16 protein-coding genes are annotated in these 18,677 nt (G+C 66.5%); 15 read left to right on the top strand and 1 reads right to left on the bottom strand.

Annotated features, from left to right (window positions below; translation table 11 throughout):
* Positions 1-9 precede the first annotated feature (9 nt).
* The 15 genes from QW861_RS12730 (at position 10) to mmsB (ending at position 16,723) form a co-directional block, all read left to right on the top strand.
* Positions 10-906, top strand: a complete 897-nt coding sequence (locus tag QW861_RS12730) for a sugar kinase (RefSeq protein ID WP_409977992.1) — start codon at positions 10-12, stop codon at positions 904-906.
* Positions 903-1,547, top strand: a complete 645-nt coding sequence (eda, locus tag QW861_RS12725; RefSeq protein ID WP_316193111.1) for a bifunctional 4-hydroxy-2-oxoglutarate aldolase/2-dehydro-3-deoxy-phosphogluconate aldolase — start codon at positions 903-905, stop codon at positions 1,545-1,547. Before QW861_RS12730 ends, eda begins: the two co-directional genes overlap by 4 nt.
* 240 nt (positions 1,548-1,787) lie before the next feature.
* Positions 1,788-2,753, top strand: a complete 966-nt coding sequence (gene ytfQ, locus QW861_RS12720; RefSeq protein ID WP_316193110.1) for a galactofuranose ABC transporter, galactofuranose-binding protein YtfQ — start codon at positions 1,788-1,790, stop codon at positions 2,751-2,753.
* A 109-nt stretch (positions 2,754-2,862) separates the two neighbouring features.
* Positions 2,863-4,413, top strand: coding sequence for a sugar ABC transporter ATP-binding protein (locus QW861_RS12715; protein ID WP_316175846.1), 1,551 nt, complete (start codon positions 2,863-2,865; stop codon positions 4,411-4,413).
* Positions 4,410-5,402 carry an ABC transporter permease gene (locus QW861_RS12710; RefSeq protein WP_315718199.1) on the top strand — a complete coding sequence of 331 codons (993 nt, stop codon included), beginning with the start codon at positions 4,410-4,412 and terminating at the stop codon, positions 5,400-5,402. Before QW861_RS12715 ends, QW861_RS12710 begins: the two co-directional genes overlap by 4 nt.
* Positions 5,399-6,394, top strand: coding sequence for a galactofuranose ABC transporter, permease protein YjfF (yjfF, locus tag QW861_RS12705; protein WP_316193109.1), 996 nt, complete (start codon positions 5,399-5,401; stop codon positions 6,392-6,394). The genes QW861_RS12710 and yjfF overlap by 4 nt, the downstream gene beginning before the upstream one ends.
* Positions 6,391-7,134 (top strand): FadR/GntR family transcriptional regulator, encoded by a 744-nt coding sequence (locus QW861_RS12700; protein WP_315718201.1) that lies wholly within the window; start codon positions 6,391-6,393, stop codon positions 7,132-7,134. The genes yjfF and QW861_RS12700 overlap by 4 nt, the downstream gene beginning before the upstream one ends.
* A complete protein-coding gene (locus tag QW861_RS12695; RefSeq protein WP_316193108.1) occupies positions 7,131-8,867 on the top strand; it encodes an IlvD/Edd family dehydratase in 1,737 nt (578 codons plus the stop codon). The genes QW861_RS12700 and QW861_RS12695 overlap by 4 nt, the downstream gene beginning before the upstream one ends.
* 9 nt (positions 8,868-8,876) lie before the next feature.
* Positions 8,877-9,806, top strand: coding sequence for a dihydrodipicolinate synthase family protein (locus QW861_RS12690; RefSeq protein WP_315718204.1), 930 nt, complete (start codon positions 8,877-8,879; stop codon positions 9,804-9,806).
* 2 nt (positions 9,807-9,808) lie between these two features.
* Positions 9,809-10,735 carry a Gfo/Idh/MocA family oxidoreductase gene (locus tag QW861_RS12685; RefSeq protein ID WP_315718205.1) on the top strand — a complete coding sequence of 309 codons (927 nt, stop codon included), beginning with the start codon at positions 9,809-9,811 and terminating at the stop codon, positions 10,733-10,735.
* A gap of 4 nt (positions 10,736-10,739) precedes the next feature.
* Positions 10,740-11,819, top strand: a complete 1,080-nt coding sequence (locus QW861_RS12680) for an aldose epimerase family protein (protein ID WP_315718206.1) — start codon at positions 10,740-10,742, stop codon at positions 11,817-11,819.
* The gene (locus QW861_RS12675) at positions 11,819-12,700 is read left to right on the top strand and encodes an SMP-30/gluconolactonase/LRE family protein (RefSeq protein WP_315718255.1); all 882 of its coding nucleotides are present in this window, start codon (positions 11,819-11,821) and stop codon (positions 12,698-12,700) included. The genes QW861_RS12680 and QW861_RS12675 overlap by 1 nt, the downstream gene beginning before the upstream one ends.
* A 109-nt stretch (positions 12,701-12,809) precedes the next feature.
* Positions 12,810-13,880: a multiple monosaccharide ABC transporter substrate-binding protein gene (chvE, locus tag QW861_RS12670; protein ID WP_315718208.1), complete on the top strand. Its 1,071-nt coding sequence runs from the start codon at positions 12,810-12,812 to the stop codon at positions 13,878-13,880.
* Between the two features lie 80 nt (positions 13,881-13,960).
* The gene (gene mmsA / locus QW861_RS12665) at positions 13,961-15,511 is read left to right on the top strand and encodes a multiple monosaccharide ABC transporter ATP-binding protein (RefSeq protein WP_315718210.1); all 1,551 of its coding nucleotides are present in this window, start codon (positions 13,961-13,963) and stop codon (positions 15,509-15,511) included.
* A gap of 21 nt (positions 15,512-15,532) precedes the next feature.
* The gene (gene mmsB, locus QW861_RS12660; protein ID WP_315718212.1) at positions 15,533-16,723 is read left to right on the top strand and encodes a multiple monosaccharide ABC transporter permease; all 1,191 of its coding nucleotides are present in this window, start codon (positions 15,533-15,535) and stop codon (positions 16,721-16,723) included.
* A gap of 185 nt (positions 16,724-16,908) precedes the next feature.
* Here the strand turns inward: mmsB and QW861_RS12655 are convergent, their stop codons facing one another.
* Positions 16,909-18,528: a rhodanese-like domain-containing protein gene (locus QW861_RS12655; RefSeq protein ID WP_316193107.1), complete on the bottom strand. Its 1,620-nt coding sequence runs from the start codon at positions 18,526-18,528 to the stop codon at positions 16,909-16,911.
* Positions 18,529-18,677: the final 149 nt, after the last annotated feature.

Raw genomic sequence — 18,677 nt, 5'->3', positions numbered from 1 at the left:
GAGTGCATGGTGGAGTTTGCGCAGGAGGACGGCTCGCTGTTCCGGCGCGGCTTCGGCGGCGACACGCTCAACACGGCGCTCTATCTGGCCCGGCTCGGCGTGCCCACCTCCTACGTCACGGCGCTCGGCGATGATCCCTTGAGCGCCATGATGCTGGCGGCCTGGCAGGCCGAGGGCATCGACACCTCGGAGGTGCTGCAGGTCGAGGGCCGCGTGCCCGGCCTGTACATGATCGAGCGCGATGCCCGGGGCGAGCGCAGCTTCCTCTATTGGCGCGACCGCGCGCCGGCGCGCGAGCTGTTCGATCGCGCCGACCGCGACATGCTCGACAGGCTCTCCCGCTTCGACTGGATCTATCTCTCCGGCATCAGCCTCTCGCTCTATGGCGAGACCGGCAAGGCCAAGCTGCGTGAGCTCTTGACGGTGGCGCGCAAGCGCGGCGCGCGTGTGGTCTTCGACGGCAACTACCGGCCGCGCGGCTGGGCCAGCCGCGAGGTGGCGCAGCGCGCGTTCCGCGCGATCCTGCCGCTGGTCGACGTTGCGCTGCCGACACTGGAGGATGAGCAGATGCTGTTCGGCGATGCCGACGCCTCCGTCAGCCTGCGCCGCTTCAAGGAAGCCGGGGTCGGCGAGGTCGTCGTCAAGCGCGGCGCACGCGGCTGCCTGATCCATGCCGATGGTGTGCTGGTCGACATCGCGCCGCCTGCGGTGCTCAAGCCGATCGACACCACGGCGGCCGGCGATTCCTTCAATGCGGGTTATCTCGCCGCGCGCATCAAGGGCGCGCCGCCCCGCAAGGCGGCGTTGGCCGGCCACCGGCTTGCCGGCGCCGTGATCATGGCGCCGGGAGCCGTGATCCCGGCCACCGCGATGCCGCGGGACATTCTGACGATGAGCGAGGCATGATGAACAATTTGGACAAGCGCACGAAGCTCGATGCGGTGTTCGCTCTGGCGCCGGTGATTCCGGTGATCACGATCGAGGACGCCGCGCATGCCGTGCCGCTTGCGCGCGCGCTCGTTACCGGCGGTCTCCGCGTCATCGAGATCACCTTGCGGACGCAGGCGGGGCTCGATGCCGCACGCGCGATCATCGATGAGGTGCCGGACGCCGTTGTCGGCATCGGCACGGTGCTGACGCCGGCGGACTACGAGCGCGCCGCCGCGCTCGGTGCAGCCTTCGCGATCAGCCCGGGCCTGTCGATCGGCCTGCTCGATGCCGCGAATGCGGGCGAAATGCCGTTCGCGCCGGGCATTCAAACCGCCTCTGATCTCATCGCCTGCGTGACGCGCGGCTATGAGCTGGTGAAGTTCTTTCCTGCGGTGCCGGCCGGTGGGCTCGCCGCGCTGGATGCGCTGGCCGGGCCGTTCCCCAACGTACGGTTCTGCCCGACGGGCGGCATCAATGCCGGCAACGCTGCGCAATGGCTGGCGCATAAGAAGGTCGTTGCGATCGGCGGCTCCTGGGTCGCCCCCGCGGCCGACATCAAGGCCGGGGCCTGGGCTGCGATCGAGCAGCGCGCCCGCGACGCGACGAAGCTGCGCTGATCTGGCCTGTCCACAACTTAAAATTTTGTTTGTGTCCGACGTTCATCTTCGGCAGCGTAGGCCTCCGTCGGCGCTTGTCATTCTCAAAAAGTATTACAGTCAAATAATATGACTAGTCATCCCAAGTGTTCCGTGGAATAACGGACGTCACCGGCCGTCGAGGCGGGTGAATAGGTGCGTCGGCACCGCTGTTCGCGGCGGCGCATCAAAAAACAGTACCTTTTTGGGAGAGAACGTCTGATGACCCTGAAAGCCCTCTTTGCGGCCTCGGCAACGGCCGCCTTGTTGCTTGCCACGTCCGCTGGCGCCGCGGAGCTGACCGTCGGCTTCTCGCAGATCGGATCGGAGTCCGGTTGGCGCGCCGCCGAGACCTCGGTCTCGAAATCTGAAGCCGTCAAGCGCAAGATCAACCTGAAGATCGCCGACGCCCAGCAGAAGCAGGAGAACCAGATCAAGGCGATCCGCTCCTTCATCGCCCAGGGCGTGGACGCGATCTTCCTCGCGCCGGTCGTGGCCTCCGGCTGGGACGCGGTGCTGAAGGAAGCCAAGGAAGCCAAGATCCCGGTCGTGCTGCTCGACCGCGACATCGATCCCTCCGGCAAGGATCTCTATCTGACCGCCGTCACCTCCGACAGCGTGCACGAGGGCGAGGTGGCAGGCGAATGGCTCGCCAAGACGGTCGGCGGCAAGGCCTGCAACGTCGTCGAGCTGCAGGGCACGGTCGGCGCCAGTGTCGCCACCAACCGCAAGAAGGGCTTTGACGCCGTCGTCGCCAAGAACGCCAACCTGAAGGTCGTTCGCAGCCAGACCGGCGACTTCACCCGTGCCAAGGGCAAGGAGGTGATGGAAAGCTTCATCAAGGCCGAGAACGGCGGCAAGTCGATCTGCGCGGTCTATGCCCACAACGACGACATGATGGTCGGCGCCATCCAGGCGATGAAGGAAGCCGGGCTCAAGCCGGGCAAGGACATCCTGACCGTCTCGATCGACGCCGTGCCGGACATCTTCAAGGCGATCGCCGCCGGCGAAGCCAACGCCACCGTCGAGCTGACGCCGAACATGGCGGGCCCGGCGTTCGACGCAATCGTGGCCTTCAAGGAGAAGGGCACCGTTCCGCCGAAGTGGATCCAGACGGAATCGAAGCTCTACACCGCGACTGACGATCCGCAGAAGGTCTACGACAGCAAGAAGGGGCTCGGCTACTGAGCCGAAGATCTCGCCGTCGTCCTGGCTGTTGCCGGGACGACGGAAATCGATCGTGGCGCCCGCATCGCGTGCGGGCGTCGACTTTCCGGTCTTGCCCAAGTAGTTCGTCATGTCTGATCCTTCAGCTCCGCCGGCGATGCGTCCGTCTCTTCTGGAGATCCGCGGCCTCACCAAGAGCTTCGGTGCGCTCAAGGCGCTGCAGGATGTCGACTTCATGCTGGGTGAGGGCGAGATCCACGCGCTGCTCGGCGAGAATGGCGCCGGCAAGTCGACGCTGATCAAGGTCGTCACCGGCGTTTTCGCGCGGGACGCCGGCACCGTGCGGCTGGCCGATCGGGAGATCGCGCCGCGCTCGGCCAAGGACGCGGTCGATGCCGGCATCGCCACCGTCTATCAGGAAGTCAATCTGCTGCCGAACCTCTCGGTGGCGCAAAATCTGTATCTCGGCCGGCAGCCGACGCGGTTCGGCGTCGTGCGCGAGGCCGAGATGCGGCGGCGCGCGCATGCGCTGCTGCTGGATTATGGGCTGGACATCGACGTCGGCGCACCGCTTTCGAGCTACTCGGTCGCGGTCCAGCATATCACGGCGATCGCGCGCGCCGTCGATCTGTCGGCGCGCGTCCTCATTCTCGACGAGCCCACGGCGAGCCTCGACCGCCACGAGGTCGAGATCCTGTTCAAGGTGATGCGAAAGCTCGCGGCTGATGGCATCGGCATCATCTTCGTCAGCCACTTCCTCGATCAGGTCTATGAGATCTGCGACCGCGTCACGGTGCTGCGCAACGGCCGGCTGATCGGCACGCGCGAGATTGCCGATCTGCCGCGGCTCGACCTGATCCGCATGATGCTCGGGCGGGAGCTGGCCGAGACCACCCACGAACGCGCAGCGAGCCAGCCGGACAAGGCGCGCGAGGTCTGCATCAGTTTCAAGGGCTATGGCAAGCAGGGCTACCTTGCGCCGTTCGATCTCGAGCTGCGCCGCGGCGAGGTGGTCGGGCTCGCCGGCCTGCTCGGCTCCGGACGCACCGAAACGGCACGGCTCGTGTTCGGCGCCGAGCGCGCCGACAGCGGCGCGGCCACCGTCAACGGCGAGACCGTCCGGCTGAATTCGCCGCGCGATGCCGCCGGGCTCGGCTTCGGCTATTGTCCGGAAGAGCGCAAGACGGAGGGCATCGTTGCCGACCTCACCGTGCGCGAGAACATCGTGCTGGCGCTACAGGCGCGGCGCGGCCTGCACCGGCCACTGTCGCGGCGCGAGCAGGACGAGATCGCGATGCGTTACATCCGCATGCTCGACATCCGGCCGCCGGATCCGGAACGTCCGATCGGGCTGCTGTCGGGCGGCAACCAGCAGAAGGCGCTGCTGGCGCGCTGGCTCGCCACGTCGCCGAAGCTCCTCGTTCTGGACGAGCCGACGCGCGGCATCGACGTCGGGGCCCATGCCGAGATCATCCGGCTGGTGCGCGAGCTGTGCGAGCAGGGGCTGGCGCTGCTTGTGATCTCCTCCGAGCTCGACGAGATCGTGACCTATTCCAACCGCGTCATCGTGCTGCGCGACCGCGCCCATGTCGAGGAGCTGAAGGGCGACGCCGTCGAGGTCTCCAGCATTCTTGCGGCGATCGCTGCGGATACCGAGTCCGTGCGCGAGGCCGCATCATGACGCTTCGCATTCCCCGCCGTGGCCTGGCACAAGCGCTCGCACTGATCTTGATCCTGATCATCGATCGCGCGGTGTCGCCGCAGTTCTTCAATCTCCATCTGCAGGACGGCCGGCTGTTCGGCAGCGTCATCGACGTCCTGAACCGCGGCACGCCGGTGGCGCTGCTGTCGCTGGGCATGGTGCTCGTCATCGCGACCGGAGGCATCGACCTTTCGGTCGGTGCCGTGATGGCGATCGCGGGCGCCACCGCGGCGAGCCTCGCCGATACGCATTCGCTGCCGGTGGTCATCGGCTCCGCGCTCGCTGTCGGTCTGGTGTGCGGGCTCTGGAACGGCATCCTCGTTGCCTTCTTGCGTATCCAGCCGATCGTCGCAACGCTCATCCTGATGGTCGCAGGACGCGGCATCGCGCAGCTCATCACCGAGGGGCGCATCGTCACGTTCACGTCGCCCGATCTGGTCTGGATGGGCAACGGCGCCGTGCTCGGCCTGCCGACGCCGGTCGTGATCGCGATCGGCATGCTGCTGGTGACGGGGGCGGTCGTGCGCGGCACCGCGCTCGGGCTCTTGATCGAGGCGACCGGCGGCAACGCGCGCGCCAGCGAGCTGTCGGGCGTCGGCACCCGCGCCATGATCCTGTCGGTCTATGTCTGGTGCGGACTGTGCGCCGCGCTCGCGGGCGTCATTGCGGCCGCCGACATCATGGGGGCGGATGCCAACAATGCCGGGCTGTGGCTCGAGCTCGATGCGATCCTCGCCGTCGTGATCGGCGGCACCTCGCTGTTTGGCGGCCGCTTCAGCCTGGTGCTGGCGGTGGCCGGCGCGCTTATCATCCAGGCCATGAACACCGGCATCCTGCTGTCGGGCTATCCGCCGGAGCTCAATCTGCTGGTCAAGGCCGTCGTCGTGCTTGCCGTGCTGCTGGCGCAGTCGCCGCGGCTCGGCGATCTCTCGCGCTTCACCGCACGCTGGCGGAGGACCAAGCCATGAGAGCATCGACCTCGGTTGCGATCACGGCCTTTGTGCTGGTCGCCGGCTTCGCGTTGTGCGCGCTGCAGTTCCCGAACATCGCCTCGACCCGCGTCGTCGCTAATCTGCTCACCGACAACGCCTTCCTCGGCATCGTCGCGGCCGGCATGACCTTCGTCATCATCTCCGGCGGCATCGATCTGTCGGTCGGCTCGGTGATCGGCTTCACGACGGTGTTCGTGGCTCTGGCGGTCGAGCGCTGGGGCATTCCGCCGTTTGCCGCGTTCGCAATGGTGCTCGTGCTGTGCGCGCTGTTCGGCGCCGCGATGGGGGCGGTCATTCACGTATTTGAGCTGCCGCCCTTCATCGTGACGCTCGCGGGCATGTTCCTGGCGCGCGGCGTCAGCTTCCTGCTGTCGACCGAGTCGATTCCGATCACCGCTCCGATCTACAGTGCCGTCTCCGACTTTGCGATCCGGCTGCCAGGCGGCGGACGGCTCACCGCGATCGCGATGGCGATGCTCGTGATCCTGGTGCTCTGCGCGTTGCTGCTGCATTTGACCCGGTTTGGCGCCAACGTCTACGCGCTCGGCGGCAGCCGTGTGGCGACAGCCCTGATGGGCATTCCGGTCGGGCCGATGACGATCCGCATTTATATGCTGTCGAGCGTGCTTGCGGGCCTCGCCGGCATCGTCTTCTCGTTCTACACCGCGGCCGGCTACTCGCTCTCGGCCGTTGGCGTCGAGCTCGATACAATCGCGGCCGTGGTGATCGGCGGAACCTTGTTGACGGGCGGACAAGGCTCGGTCATCGGCACCTTCCTTGGCGTCCTGATCCAGGGCATGATCCAGACCTACATCAACTTCGACGGCACGCTGTCGAGCTGGTGGACCAAGATCGCCACGGGGGTTCTGTTGTTCGTCTTCATTGCGTTGCAACAAGGTCTGATGGCGCTCGCGCGCCGCTCATCCGTCAAGCCCGCAGGGGCCAAGCCGATGGGGGCGCCGACATGACGACGTCGCACATCGTCTCGATTCCGACCCGGCGCGCGCATTCCAACCATGCCGAGGTCGCCCGCAGCATCGGCATCGACATCATCTCCGGCCGACTGGCCGAGGGGGCGCGGCTGCCGGGTGATGCCGAGCTGACCGCGACCTTCGGCGTCTCACGGCCGGTGCTGCGCGAGAGCGTGAAGACCCTCGTTGCAAAAGGTCTGCTGTCGACCAAGGCCCGCGTCGGCACCGTGGTGCGCGGACGCTCGGACTGGAACATGTTCGATCCCGACGTGCTCGCCTGGCACCTCGACGCGGGCATCGACAAGCGCTTCCTCGCCGACCTCGCCGAGATCCGGTTGGCGATCGAGCCGCGCGCCGCGGCGCTCGCGGCGGAACGCCGTACGGATGACGACGTCGCGGCGATGCGCAAGGCGATGGCGCAGATGGAGCGCGAGCCATCGACATCGGTGGCTTTCGCCGAGGCTGATCTTGCGCTGCACATCGCGGTCGCCAACGCCTCGGGCAATCCCTTCATGCGCTCGATCGGCGCTGTCATCGAGGCCGCGTTGCGCGCCTCGTTCGTCCTGAGCGCCCCGATCGAGACCGCCGATCGCGACACCGTGCTGGTCTGGCACCAGCGCATCATCGACGCGATCGCCGATGGAGACGCCGACGGCGCCTCCGAGGCCATGATCGAAGTCATCTACAACGGCCGGCGGCGCCATGCCCAGTCGGCTGCACGAACGGACCGGGAATGAGCAACGACAACGAGAAGAAGACGCTGCGGAGCCAGGCGTGGTTCGGCCGCCAGGACAAGATGGGCTTCTATTATCGCTCGTTCCTGAAGAACAGCGGCACGCCGCAGGATCGCTTCGAGGGCCGTCCGGTCATCGGCATCTGCAACACCTGGTCGGAGCTGACACCCTGCAACGCGCATTTCCGCGTCATCGCCGAGCATGTCCGCCAGGGCGTGCTCGATGCCGGCGGCTATCCGCTGGAGTTTCCGGTCTCCTCGCTCGGCGAGGTGACGATGCGCCCCACCGCGATGCTGTTCCGTAACCTCGCTTCGATGGATGTCGAGGAGGCGATCCGCGCCCACCCGCTCGACGGCGTCGTGCTGCTGATGGGCTGTGACAAGACCACGCCGGCGCTCTTGATGGGCGCCGCCTCGGCCAACCTGCCTGCGATCGGTGTTTCAGGCGGGCCACAACTGCGCGGCGTCTATCGTGGCCAGATCATCGGCTCCGGTACCAACATCATCTCGATGAGCGAGCAGCTGCGTGCCGGCGAGATCACGCTGAAGGAATTCCACGAGGCCGAGGCCGGCATGAACCGCTCCGCCGGCAGCTGCATGACCATGGGCACGGCCTCGACGATGGCCTCGATGGTCGAGGCGCTCGGCATCGGCTTGCCGGAAAATGCGGCGATTCCGGCTGCGGATGCGCGGCGCAACCTGCTGGCCCGCATGGCCGGACGGCGCATCGTCCAGATGGTCGGCGAGGATCTCAAGCCGTCGGATATCCTGACGCGCCAGGCGTTCGAGAACGCGATCCGCACGCTGGCCGCGATCGGCGGCTCGACCAATGCCGTCGTGCATCTGCTCGCGATCGCCGGCCGTGTCGGCGTCGAGCTGACGCTCGATGTTTTCGATCGGCTCTGCCGCGACGTGCATTGCCTGGTCGACCTGATGCCGTCGGGCCGCTTCCTGATGGAGGACTTCTATTACGCCGGCGGCCTGCCGGCGGTGCTGCGTGCGCTCGGCGAGCGCGGCCTGCTGCACAAGGACGCGCGCACCGTCAACGGCAAGACGTTGTGGGACAATGTCGCCGAGGCTCCGAACTGGAACGCCGAGGTCATCACACCGTTCGAGACCCCGTTCAAGACGGAAGCCGGCATCGCCATTCTCACCGGCAATCTCGCCCCCAACGGCGCTGTCATCAAGCCGTCGGCGGCCTCGCCGGAACTGATGAACCATACGGGACGCGCGGTCGTGTTCGAGAGCGTCGAGGAGATGCATGACGCGGTCGACGACGACAATCTCGACATCGATGCGTCCTGCATCATGGTGCTGAAGAACTGCGGGCCGAAGGGCTATCCGGGCATGGCCGAGGTCGGCAACATGCCGCTGCCTGCGAAAGTGCTGCGTCAGGGCGTGCGCGACATGATCCGCATCTCCGATGCGCGCATGTCCGGCACGGCCTACGGCACGGTGGTGCTGCATGTCGCGCCGGAGGCTACCGTCGGCGGACCGCTGGCGCTGGTGAAGAACGGCGACATGATCACGCTCGACGTCGCCGCGCGCCGGCTGCATCTGCATGTCAGCGACGAGGAACTGGCCGCACGCCGCGCCGCCTGGACGCCGCCGAAGCCGCATGCGGCCCGCGGCTATCAGAAGCTCTACATCGATCACGTGCTGCAGGCCGATCGCGGCGTCGATTTCGATTTCCTCGTCGGCCGCACCGGCTCGCCCGTGCCGCGCGACAATCACTGAGAGGGGCCCATGACCGCTTCCGCCAAAAAGCTCTACAAGGGAGTCTTCCCGGTGGCGCCGACCGTGTTCGACGCCGACGGCCGTCTCGACCTCGAAGGCCAGAAGCGAGCGATCGACTTCATGATCGATGCCGGCTCGCACGGCATCTGCATCCTCGCCAATTTCTCCGAGCAGTTCGTGCTGACCGATGATGAGCGCGATCTGGTGATGACCACGGTGCTGGAGCATGTTGCCGGCCGCGTGCCGATCATCGTCACCACGACGCATTTCTCGACCTTTGTCTGCGCCGAGCGTTCGCGCCGGGCGCAGGAGAAGGGCGCTGCCATGGTCATGGTGATGCCGCCCTATCACGGCGCGACCTTCCGCGTGCCGGACACCTCGATCTATGAATTCTATCGCGGCGTCTCCGACGCGATCTCGATCCCGATCATGGTGCAGGACGCGCCGGTCGCCGGCACGCCGCTATCGGTGCCGTTCTTGGCGCGCATGGCCAAGGAGATCGAGAATCTTGCTTATTTCAAGATCGAAGTGCCGCGCGCGGCCGACAAGTTGCGCGCGCTGATCGAGGCAGGCGGCCCGGCGATCGAAGGTCCGTGGGACGGCGAGGAGGCAATCACCCTGATGGCCGATCTCGACGCGGGCGCCACCGGCGCGATGACCGGCGGCGGCTATCCCGACGGCATTCGCAAGATCATCGATCCGTATTTCGCGGGCGACCGCGAGGCCGCGGCGGCGGCCTATGAGCGCTGGCTGCCGCTGATCAACTACGAGAACCGACAGTGCGGGCTTGCCACCTGCAAGATCCTGATGAAGGCGGGCGGCGTGATCCGCCACGACACGCTGCGCGCGCCGCAGCCGCCAATTCATCCGGCGACCCAGAAGGGACTGATCGAGATTGCGCGCCGGCTCGACCCAGTCGTGCTGCGCTGGGGACGCTAGAGATGAGTGAGCTTCGTGTCGCCATCGTCGGCTTCGGTAAGATCGCCAGGGATCAGCACGTGCCGGCGATCGCCGCCACCGAGGGCGTGACCCTGACGGCGGTGGCGAGCCGCAACGCCTCTCTGCCAGGCCTGCCGCATTTCGGCACCATCGAGGAGCTGCTGCGCGACGGGCCGGAGATCGACGCCGTCTCGCTATGCACGCCGCCGCAGGTGCGCCGCGCGCAGGCGCAGGCCGCGCTCGAGGCCGGCAAGCACGTGATGCTGGAAAAGCCGCCGGGTGCGGCGGTCAGCGAGCTCGATCCATTGATCGCGCTCGCGGCTGCCAAGCAGCGCACGCTGTTCGCGACCTGGCATTCGCGCTATGCGCCGGCCGTCGAGCCGGCGCGCGCGTGGCTGTCGTCGCGTCAGATCCGCAGCGTGCGGATCGACTGGAAGGAGGACGTGCGCGTCTGGCATCCCGGACAGGCCTGGATCTGGGAGCCGGGCGGGCTCGGCGTGTTCGATCCGGGGATCAACGCGCTGTCGATCTTGACCCGCATCCTGCCCGAGCCGGTGTTCCTGACCGAGGCCGAACTGTCGTTTCCGTCCAACCGCCAGGCGCCGATCGCGGCCAACCTGTCACTGTCGACAGCCAGCGACCTGCCGATCGCGGCCGAGTTCGATTTCCGCCAGACCGGGCCGCAGAGCTGGGACATCCGGATCGAGACCGACGCCGGGCAGTTGAAGCTGTCGCTCGGCGGCGCGCGGATGACCGCGGACGATCAGCCGATGGTCGACGAGAAGGAACGCGAATATCCCGGCCTCTATCGTCGCTTCGTCGAACTGACGAAGACCGGCGCGAGCGACGTCGATCTTGCGCCGCTGCGGCTGGTGGCCGATGCGTTCCTGCTCGGCCGCCGGCAATTCGTCGAGCCGTTCGAGGACTAGAGCGATGCCAGAAGCGCGGATCACCAGGGATGTGTTTGGCAGCCTGCCGGACGGCCGCGAGGTCGAGCGCGTCACCTTGCGTGGCGCTCACGGTTTCGAGGCGCGCATCATCACCTACGGCGCGGCGCTGCAGACGCTGCTGGTGCCGGATGCGCAGGGGCTTGTCGATGACGTGGTGCTCGGTCATGACGACTTGCTGAGCTACGTCAAGCTCCGAAAGTTCTTCGGTGCGACGGTCGGGCGCTACGCCAACCGCATCGCCAAGGCGCGCTTTTCGCTCGACGGTCAGGATCTGCGCCTCGACGCCAATAATGGTGCACATGCATTGCATGGCGGTCCCGACGGCTTCGACCGCAAGCTCTGGCAGATCGTCGCGACCGAAGACGGCGCCCAGCCCTCGGTCACGATGCTCTATGTCAGTCCCGACGGCGAGGCCAATTATCCGGGGCGGCTCGACGTTCGTGTCACCTATCAGTTGACCGGGCCGATGGAGTTGGCTGTCAGCTTCAGCGCCCGGACCACCCGGACGACGGTGGTCAACCTGACCAACCACAGCTTCTTCAATCTCGATGGCCTGGCCGCCGGCAGCGACATCCTTGATCATCGTCTGACCGTCGAAGCCGACCATTATCTCGCGATCGACGAGACCGCGATCCCGCTGGAAGGGCCGCCGCACGCCGTCGCCGGCACGCCGTTCGATTTCCGCGAGCCGCATGCGGTCGGTGCCCGCATCCGCGCTGACGACCCGCAGATCAAATGCGGTCGCGGCTACGATCATAATTTCTGCCTTCGACAGCAGGCGGGGGTGCGCTTGGCCGCCCGGCTGGCGTCCGCGCGCTCGGGGCGCGTCATGGAGTTGCTGACCGATCAGCCCGGCCTGCAGGTCTATTCCGGCAACTATCTTGACGGGACCGTGACCGGCAAGGGGCGTGTCTATCGTCAATCCGACGCGCTCTGCCTGGAGCCGCAGGTCTGGCCGGACAGTCCGAACCGTCCGGATTTTCCCAGCGCGCGTCTTGCGCCCGATGACGTCTACAAGCACGAGACGGTGTATCGCTTCTCGACCGCGGGAGCGTCCGCATGATGGAGCAGGTGCCGACCACGATCCTCTGCGACGAGCGCTGCCATCTCGGCGAGGGGCCGACCTACGATCCCCACACTGACACCGCCTGGTGGTTCGACATTCGCGAAGGCCTGCTGTTCGAGGCCAAGATCGGCAGCGGCGAACTCCGCCGCCATGGCCTCGGCAGGATGGCGAGCGCGCTCGGCCGTATCGATACCAACAGGCAGTTGATCGTGGCCGAGGACGGGCTCTACATCCGCAGCATCGCCGACGGTGCGCTATCCCTGTATCTGCCGCTCGAAGCCGACAATCCGGCGACGCGGTCGAACGACTCCCGGGTTCATCCCTCCGGGACGTTCTGGATCGGCACCATGGGCCGCAACGCCGAGTGCGGCCTGGGCTCGATCTACGCGCTGCATCGCGGCGAGATCATCCGCCTGTTCCCCAACGTCACCATTCCCAACGCGATCTGCTTCTCGCCGGATGGCACGATCGGCTATTTCGCCGACACCGACGAGAACGTCCTCTACCGTGTCGCACTCGACCCGGAGACGGGCCTGCCGTGCGGTGAGCCGGAGGTGCTGCTGCGCCATGCCGCCGTCGGGGGGCTGGATGGCGCGGTCGTCGATGCCGAGGGGCGCATCTGGAACGCGCGCTGGGGCGGCGGTTGTGTCGATGTCTATAGCCCGCAGGGCGAGCATCTCCGCAGCATCGCGGTTCCGGCCAGCCAGGCGAGCTGCCCGGCCTTCGTCGGCCGCGGTCTGTCGCGCCTGCTGGTCACGTCGGCCTGGCAGGACATGGACGCGGCGGCCAAGGCGGCCGACCCCGGCCATGGCCAGACTTTTCTTCTCGAGGTCGGCGCCCGCGGTCGCGCCGAGCCTGACGTGAAGCTGTCGATCTGAGAGGAGGAACAATCGAGTCGAGCGTCGTTCAGCCTAACAGCTATCTGGTATCGAGATACGCAATCGCGTATTCCTAGTTCAAATCTGAAAATCTTAGAGGGAGTGAAGCATGCTGAATTTCAAGACCATCATGGCCGCCGCGCTGGCCGGCCTCGGCGCGGTGGCGCTGTCCAGCGCCGCAATGGCGCAGGGCAAGGCAACCGTCGGCATCGCGATGCCGACCAAGTCCTCGGCGCGCTGGATCGACGACGGCAACAACATCGTGAAGGTGCTGAAGGAGCGCGGCTACAACACCGACCTGCAATATGCCGAGGACGACATCCCGAACCAGCTCTCGCAGGTCGAGAACATGGTCACCAAGGGCGCCAAGGTGCTGGTCATCGCCGCGATCGACGGCACCACGCTGTCGGACGTGCTGAAGCAAGCCAAGGACAAGGGCGTCACCGTGATCGCCTATGACCGCCTGATCCGCGACACGCCGAATGTCGACTACTACGCGACCTTCGACAACTTCCAGGTCGGCGTGCTGCAGGCGCAGTCGATCGTCGACAAGCTCGGCCTGAAGGACGGCAAGGGCCCGTTCAACATCGAGCTGTTCGGCGGCTCGCCGGACGACAACAACGCCTACTTCTTCTACAACGGCGCGATGTCGGTGCTGCAGCCCTATCTCGACTCCGGCAAGCTCGTGGTGGCGTCCGGTCAGAAGGGCATGGACAAGGTCGCGACCCTGCGCTGGGACGGCGCCACCGCCCAGGCCCGCATGGACAACCTGCTCAGCGCCTATTACGGCAACAAGCGGGTCGACGCGGTGCTGTCGCCCTATGACGGTCTCTCGATCGGCATCATCTCGTCGCTGAAGGGCGTCGGCTATGGCAGCGGCAACCAGCCGATGCCGGTCATCTCCGGCCAGGACGCCGAAGTGCCCTCGGTCAAGGCGATCCTGCGCGGCGACCAGTACTCGACCATCTTCAAGGACACCCGCGACCTCGCCAAGGTGACCGCCGACATGGTCGATGCGTCGCTGAGCGGCAAGCAGGTGCAGGTCAACGACACCAAGACCTACAACAACGGCGTCAAGGTCGTCCCGGCCTATCTGCTCAAGCCGGTCGTGGTCGACAAGAGCAATTGGGAGAAGGTCCTGATCGAGGGCGGCTACTACAAGAAGTCGCAGGTCGAGTGATCACGTTCGGCCGGCGAGCGCGGTCTTGCGCTCGCCGGCCACTCTCGTCTAGGACAGTCAGTGTTGCGGGATACAAAGCGATGACGGCAATCCTCGAGATGCGCAGCGTCAGCAAGAGCTTCGTCGGCGTGCAGGCGCTCCGCGATGTCAGCTTCACGGTCGAGGCGGGCGAGATCCACGCCCTGGTCGGCGAGAACGGCGCCGGCAAGTCGACCCTGATGAAGGTGCTGAGCGGCGTCTATCCCTACGGGCGCTATGAGGGTCAGATCATCTTCGAGGGCGAGGAGCGCCGCTTCCGCGACATCAACGATTCCGAGGCGCTCGGCATCATCATCATCCATCAGGAACTCGCGCTGATCCCGCTGATGTCGATCGCCGAGAACATCTTCCTGTCGCACGCGCCGCAGCGCTTCGGCGTCATCGATCGCGACGAGGTCTACCGGCGCACCCAGCAATTGCTGGCCCAGGTGGGCTTGAAGGAATCTCCGGATACGCTGATCACCGATCTCGGCGTCGGCAAGCAGCAGCTGGTCGAGATCGCCAAGGCGCTGTCCAAGCGCGTCAAGCTCTTGATCCTGGACGAGCCGACCGCGAGCCTGAACGAGGCCGACAGCCAGGCGCTGCTCGACCGTCTCGTCACCTTCCGCGAGCAGGGCATCTCCTCGATCCTGATCACGCACAAGCTGAACGAGGTCGCCCGCGTCGCCGATCGCATCACGGTGCTGCGCGACGGCCGCAGCGTCGACAGCATCGACTGCCGCGCCGAGCCCGTCCTGGAGGACCGCATCATCAAGAGCATGGTCAATCGCGACATGGCGCACCGCTTCCCCGAGCGGCAGCCCAAGATCGGCGAGCCCGTGTTCACGGTCGAGAACTGGTCGGTCTACCATCCGCAGCATACCGACCGTCAGGTGATCAAGAACGTCGACTTCCAGGTGCGCCGCGGCGAGATCGTCGGCATCGCCGGCCTGATGGGCGCGGGGCGCACCGAATTCGCCATGAGCCTGTTCGGCCGCTCGTGGGGCGTCAACATCACGGGCCGCGCCCGCCTCGAAGGCCACGACGTCAATCTCAACAGCGTACCGGCGGCGATCGATGCCGGCCTCGCCTATGTCACCGAGGATCGCAAGCAGCTCGGCCTGATCCTGGCCGACGACGTGCGCAAGAACATCACCCTGGCGAGCCTATCCCAGGTCGCGCCGAACGGCGTGATCGACGACATCGCCGAGCTCAAGGCGGCGTCCGGTTACCGCGGCCGGATGCGCATCCGCTGCTCCGACGTCTATCAGGAGGCCGGCCAGCTCTCCGGCGGCAACCAGCAGAAGGTCGTGCTGTCGAAATGGCTGATGACCGATCCCAAGGTCTTGATCCTTGACGAGCCGACGCGGGGCATCGACGTTGGCGCAAAGTATGAGATTTACTGTATCATCCAGGAGCTCGCCGATGCCGGCCGGGGTGTTGTCGTGATCTCGTCGGAGATGCCGGAGCTGCTCGGAATCTGCGACCGCATCTGCGTGATGAATGACGGCGCCTTCGTCGGCGAGTTCGCCGGGCCGGAGGCGACGCAGGAAAAGATCATGCGCGCCATCATGCGTAACGAAACCATCAAGAACCAGGAGACGGCCGCGTAAGCGGTCGGGAGGACGCCAGCAATGACCGACAAGACGGTTTCGCTCCCGGAGGAGAAGTCGCATAGCGGCTTCCTGAAGAACAATCTGCGCAGCTACGGCATGCTGCTGTCGCTGTTCGTGATCATGCTGTTCTTCCAGTTCATGACCGACGGCACCCTGCTGCAGCCGCTCAACCTCACCAACCTGGTGCTGCAGAACAGCTATATCGTCATCATGGCGCTGGGCATGCTGCTGGTGATCGTGACCGGGCACATCGATTTGTCGGTCGGCTCGGTCGCGGGCTTCGTCGGCGCGGTCGCCGCCGTGCTGATGGTGCGCTATCACATCGACTTCCCGCTCGCGATCATCGCCTGCCTGATCGTCGGCGCCGCGATCGGCGCCGCGCAGGGCTATTGGGTGGCCTATTTCGGCATTCCCTCCTTCATCGTCACCTTGGCCGGCATGCTCGTGTTCAAGGGTCTGGCGCTGGCGCTGCTGCAGGGGCAGTCGGTCGGGCCGTTCCCGGGCACGTTCCAGAAGCTGTCGTCCGGCTTCATCCCTGAGTTCATGCCGAGCGCGGCGCACCTTTATCCCACGTCGCTCGCGATCGGCGCGGTGCTGACGCTCATTCTGGTCTATGCCAGCGTCAAGGGCCGCGCGCGCGAAGTGGAGCACGGCATCGAGGTCGAGCCGTTCGGCTTCTTCGCCGCCAAGAACGTCGTGCTGGCCGGCGCATTGATGTATTTCACCTACCTGATCGCCTCGCATCGCGGCCTGCCCAACGTGCTGGTCATCATGACCGCGCTGATCGCGCTGTACGGCTTCATGACGCGCCGCACGGTGGTCGGCCGGCAGATCTATGCGGTCGGCGGCAACGCCAAGGCGGCCAAGCTGTCGGGTATCAAGACCGAGCGGCTGGTGTTCATGACCTTCGTCAACATGGGCGTGCTGGCCGCGCTGGCCGGCCTGATCTTCGCCGCCCGGCTCAACACCGCGACGCCGAAGGCCGGCCTCGGCTTCGAGCTCGACGTCATCGCGGCGTGCTTCATCGGCGGCGCCTCGGCCTATGGCGGCGTCGGACGGGTCGGCGGCGCTGTCATCGGCGCCATGATCATGGGCGTGATGAACAACGGCATGTCCATCCTCGGCATCGGCATCGACTATCAGCAGGTCATCAAGGGCCTGGTGCTGCTCGGTGCCGTCTGCATCGACGTCTACAACCAGCGCCGCTGAGCGCTATACGCCGCACATTCTCTGACAGGGCGTCTTAGCCGGGGCTCTTCGGCATCCACCATCGTCATTCCGGGGCGCGCGTCGCGCGAGCCCGGAATCCATCTGTCCTCATGCCCCCCGGTGAAATGGATTCCGGGCTCGCGCGGCGCGCGCCCCGGAATGACGAGGTCGAGTCCGTCGCCGACCTATACCACGTGGAAATTCGACACGCTGTCGTTGGCGAGCTGGGCGACGAGCTGCAGCTCCCAGTCGATATAGGCCTGCATCGCTTCCGCGGCGTTGTCGGTGCCCTCATAGGGACGCTTGTAGACGTCGTCGGCATGCGAGATCCATGAGGACCGATCGCTCTCCAGCACATGGCCGGCAGCCGTCCAGGCGCGCGTACCGCCGGTGAGCGCGCGGAGCTCACGCGTCGTTGCGGCACGTGCATCCGCAAGCGCAAAGGCCGCCTCGGCGCCGTCGTCACTTGTCAGCACGATCGGACCGTCGCCTGGCAGCTTGACGAGATCCGATGAAAAGCGCGACGCCAGCACGAAGTGTGCGCCCGGAATGTGTCCGGCCTTGTAGCTCGGACTGCGCGTGAGATCGACGATGGTCCACGCCGCCGCATCGGCCGCGAGTTGCTCGGCGCTGATCGCCGCGTCGCCAAGCTGCGGCAGCGGCGGTCGGCGTGCGGCGCGGATTTCGGTTTCGGTCGTTCCAACGACATCCGGTCCCACGACCGCCACGTCCCAGCCCATCTGCTTCAGCCATGACGCCGTCATGCGCGCGCGCACGCCGTCATCGTCGAACAGCACCAGGCGGGCGCCGCGCACGCCGACCCACTCGTCGGTCGCCTGCACCAGCTGGCCGCCCGGCGCCGACGCGAAGCCAGCCGGATGGCCGGCGGCGTAGTCCTCGGGCGTGCGAACGTCGAGGCAATACAGCGTGCGCGTCCCAGCCTCGGCCTGATAGCGCGCGAAGGTCGCGGCATCGAGCACGCCGACGCCGACGCGCTCGGCCCAGGCCTTGGCATCCGCCAGCGCGGTCGCGTAGCTCGCCTCTGGCCGCTCCAGCATGCGCGCGGTCCTGCCGCGTTCGACCTGATGGCCGGCAAGGGTCCAGCCGATGGTGCCGTTGCGCAACGCATAGATCTTGTTCGGCAGCCCGGCATTGATCAGCGACTGCGTGCCGATGATCGAGCGCGTGCGTCCGGCGCAGTTGACGATGATCGTGGTGTCGGGCGACGGCGCGATCTCGCGTGCCCGAAACGCCAGTTCGCCGCCGGGGACGCTGACCCCGCGCGGAATGCTCATGGTGCGATATTCCTCGAAGCGGCGGGCATCGAGCACGACCAGATTCGACTCGCGCTCGATCAGCGCCTTGGCTTCGTCGGCCGACAGCGACGGCGTGTGCCGGATGGCCTCGACCAGTTCGCCGAACGCCTTGCTCGGCACATTGACGTCGCGGAACACCTCGCCATGCCGCGCATAGCCCGACAGCCCGCCAGCGAGGACCGACACGTCGGTGTAGCCCAGCGCCCGGATGCGCGGCACCGCGCGCGCGGCATAGCCTTCGCCATCGTCATAGACGACGACAGGTACATTCAGCCGCGGCACGAGATCGAGGATGCGCAGTTCGATCTGCGACAGCGGCAGCGACACCGCGAAGAACGGGTGCGACAGCGAGTAGGGCCCTTCCTCGCGGACGTCGAGCAGCGCCACCTCCTCGCCGGCACGCCAGCGCCGCCGCAGCTCGGTCGGGGTCGTCTGGCGCGGCTGATCGGATGCATTTCGGGGCAGGTGAGAGGGCGTCGGCGATGTCATTCGGGAGTCCGCAGGTGAGGTCCGCCGCGGTCCCCGGCATCGTTCATGCGTCCGTGGAGCAGACCTGCGGCATGGACCCACAATCACGGTGCGCGGCCCGGGGCCGGGGCGCATGGAATCGCCCTTGTGTGGCGGCAGGACGACCGTTT

The organism is Bradyrhizobium sp. SZCCHNRI1029, assembly GCF_032487555.1.
In the GTDB taxonomy this organism is placed as follows: domain Bacteria; phylum Pseudomonadota; class Alphaproteobacteria; order Rhizobiales; family Xanthobacteraceae; genus Bradyrhizobium.
The sequence above is the reverse complement of the archived record's forward strand: the minus strand, read 5'-3'. Positions and strand labels throughout refer to the sequence as shown.

Excerpts from the sequence above, each read along its gene's own strand:
- eda (WP_316193111.1), top strand. The coding sequence starts at position 903 with ATGATGAACAATTTGGACAAGCGCACGAAGCTCGATGCGGTGTTCGCT.
- mmsB (WP_315718212.1), top strand. The coding sequence starts at position 15,533 with ATGACCGACAAGACGGTTTCGCTCCCGGAGGAGAAGTCGCATAGCGGC.
- QW861_RS12680 (WP_315718206.1), top strand. The coding sequence starts at position 10,740 with ATGCCAGAAGCGCGGATCACCAGGGATGTGTTTGGCAGCCTGCCGGAC.
- QW861_RS12700 (WP_315718201.1), top strand. The coding sequence starts at position 6,391 with ATGACGACGTCGCACATCGTCTCGATTCCGACCCGGCGCGCGCATTCC.
- QW861_RS12685 (WP_315718205.1), top strand. The coding sequence starts at position 9,809 with ATGAGTGAGCTTCGTGTCGCCATCGTCGGCTTCGGTAAGATCGCCAGG.
- QW861_RS12690 (WP_315718204.1), top strand. The coding sequence starts at position 8,877 with ATGACCGCTTCCGCCAAAAAGCTCTACAAGGGAGTCTTCCCGGTGGCG.
- QW861_RS12655 (WP_316193107.1), bottom strand. The coding sequence starts at position 18,528 with ATGACATCGCCGACGCCCTCTCACCTGCCCCGAAATGCATCCGATCAG.
- mmsA (WP_315718210.1), top strand. The coding sequence starts at position 13,961 with ATGACGGCAATCCTCGAGATGCGCAGCGTCAGCAAGAGCTTCGTCGGC.
- QW861_RS12715 (WP_316175846.1), top strand. The coding sequence starts at position 2,863 with ATGTCTGATCCTTCAGCTCCGCCGGCGATGCGTCCGTCTCTTCTGGAG.
- QW861_RS12695 (WP_316193108.1), top strand. The coding sequence starts at position 7,131 with ATGAGCAACGACAACGAGAAGAAGACGCTGCGGAGCCAGGCGTGGTTC.
- yjfF (WP_316193109.1), top strand. The coding sequence starts at position 5,399 with ATGAGAGCATCGACCTCGGTTGCGATCACGGCCTTTGTGCTGGTCGCC.
- QW861_RS12710 (WP_315718199.1), top strand. The coding sequence starts at position 4,410 with ATGACGCTTCGCATTCCCCGCCGTGGCCTGGCACAAGCGCTCGCACTG.
- QW861_RS12675 (WP_315718255.1), top strand. The coding sequence starts at position 11,819 with ATGGAGCAGGTGCCGACCACGATCCTCTGCGACGAGCGCTGCCATCTC.
- ytfQ (WP_316193110.1), top strand. The coding sequence starts at position 1,788 with ATGACCCTGAAAGCCCTCTTTGCGGCCTCGGCAACGGCCGCCTTGTTG.
- chvE (WP_315718208.1), top strand. The coding sequence starts at position 12,810 with ATGCTGAATTTCAAGACCATCATGGCCGCCGCGCTGGCCGGCCTCGGC.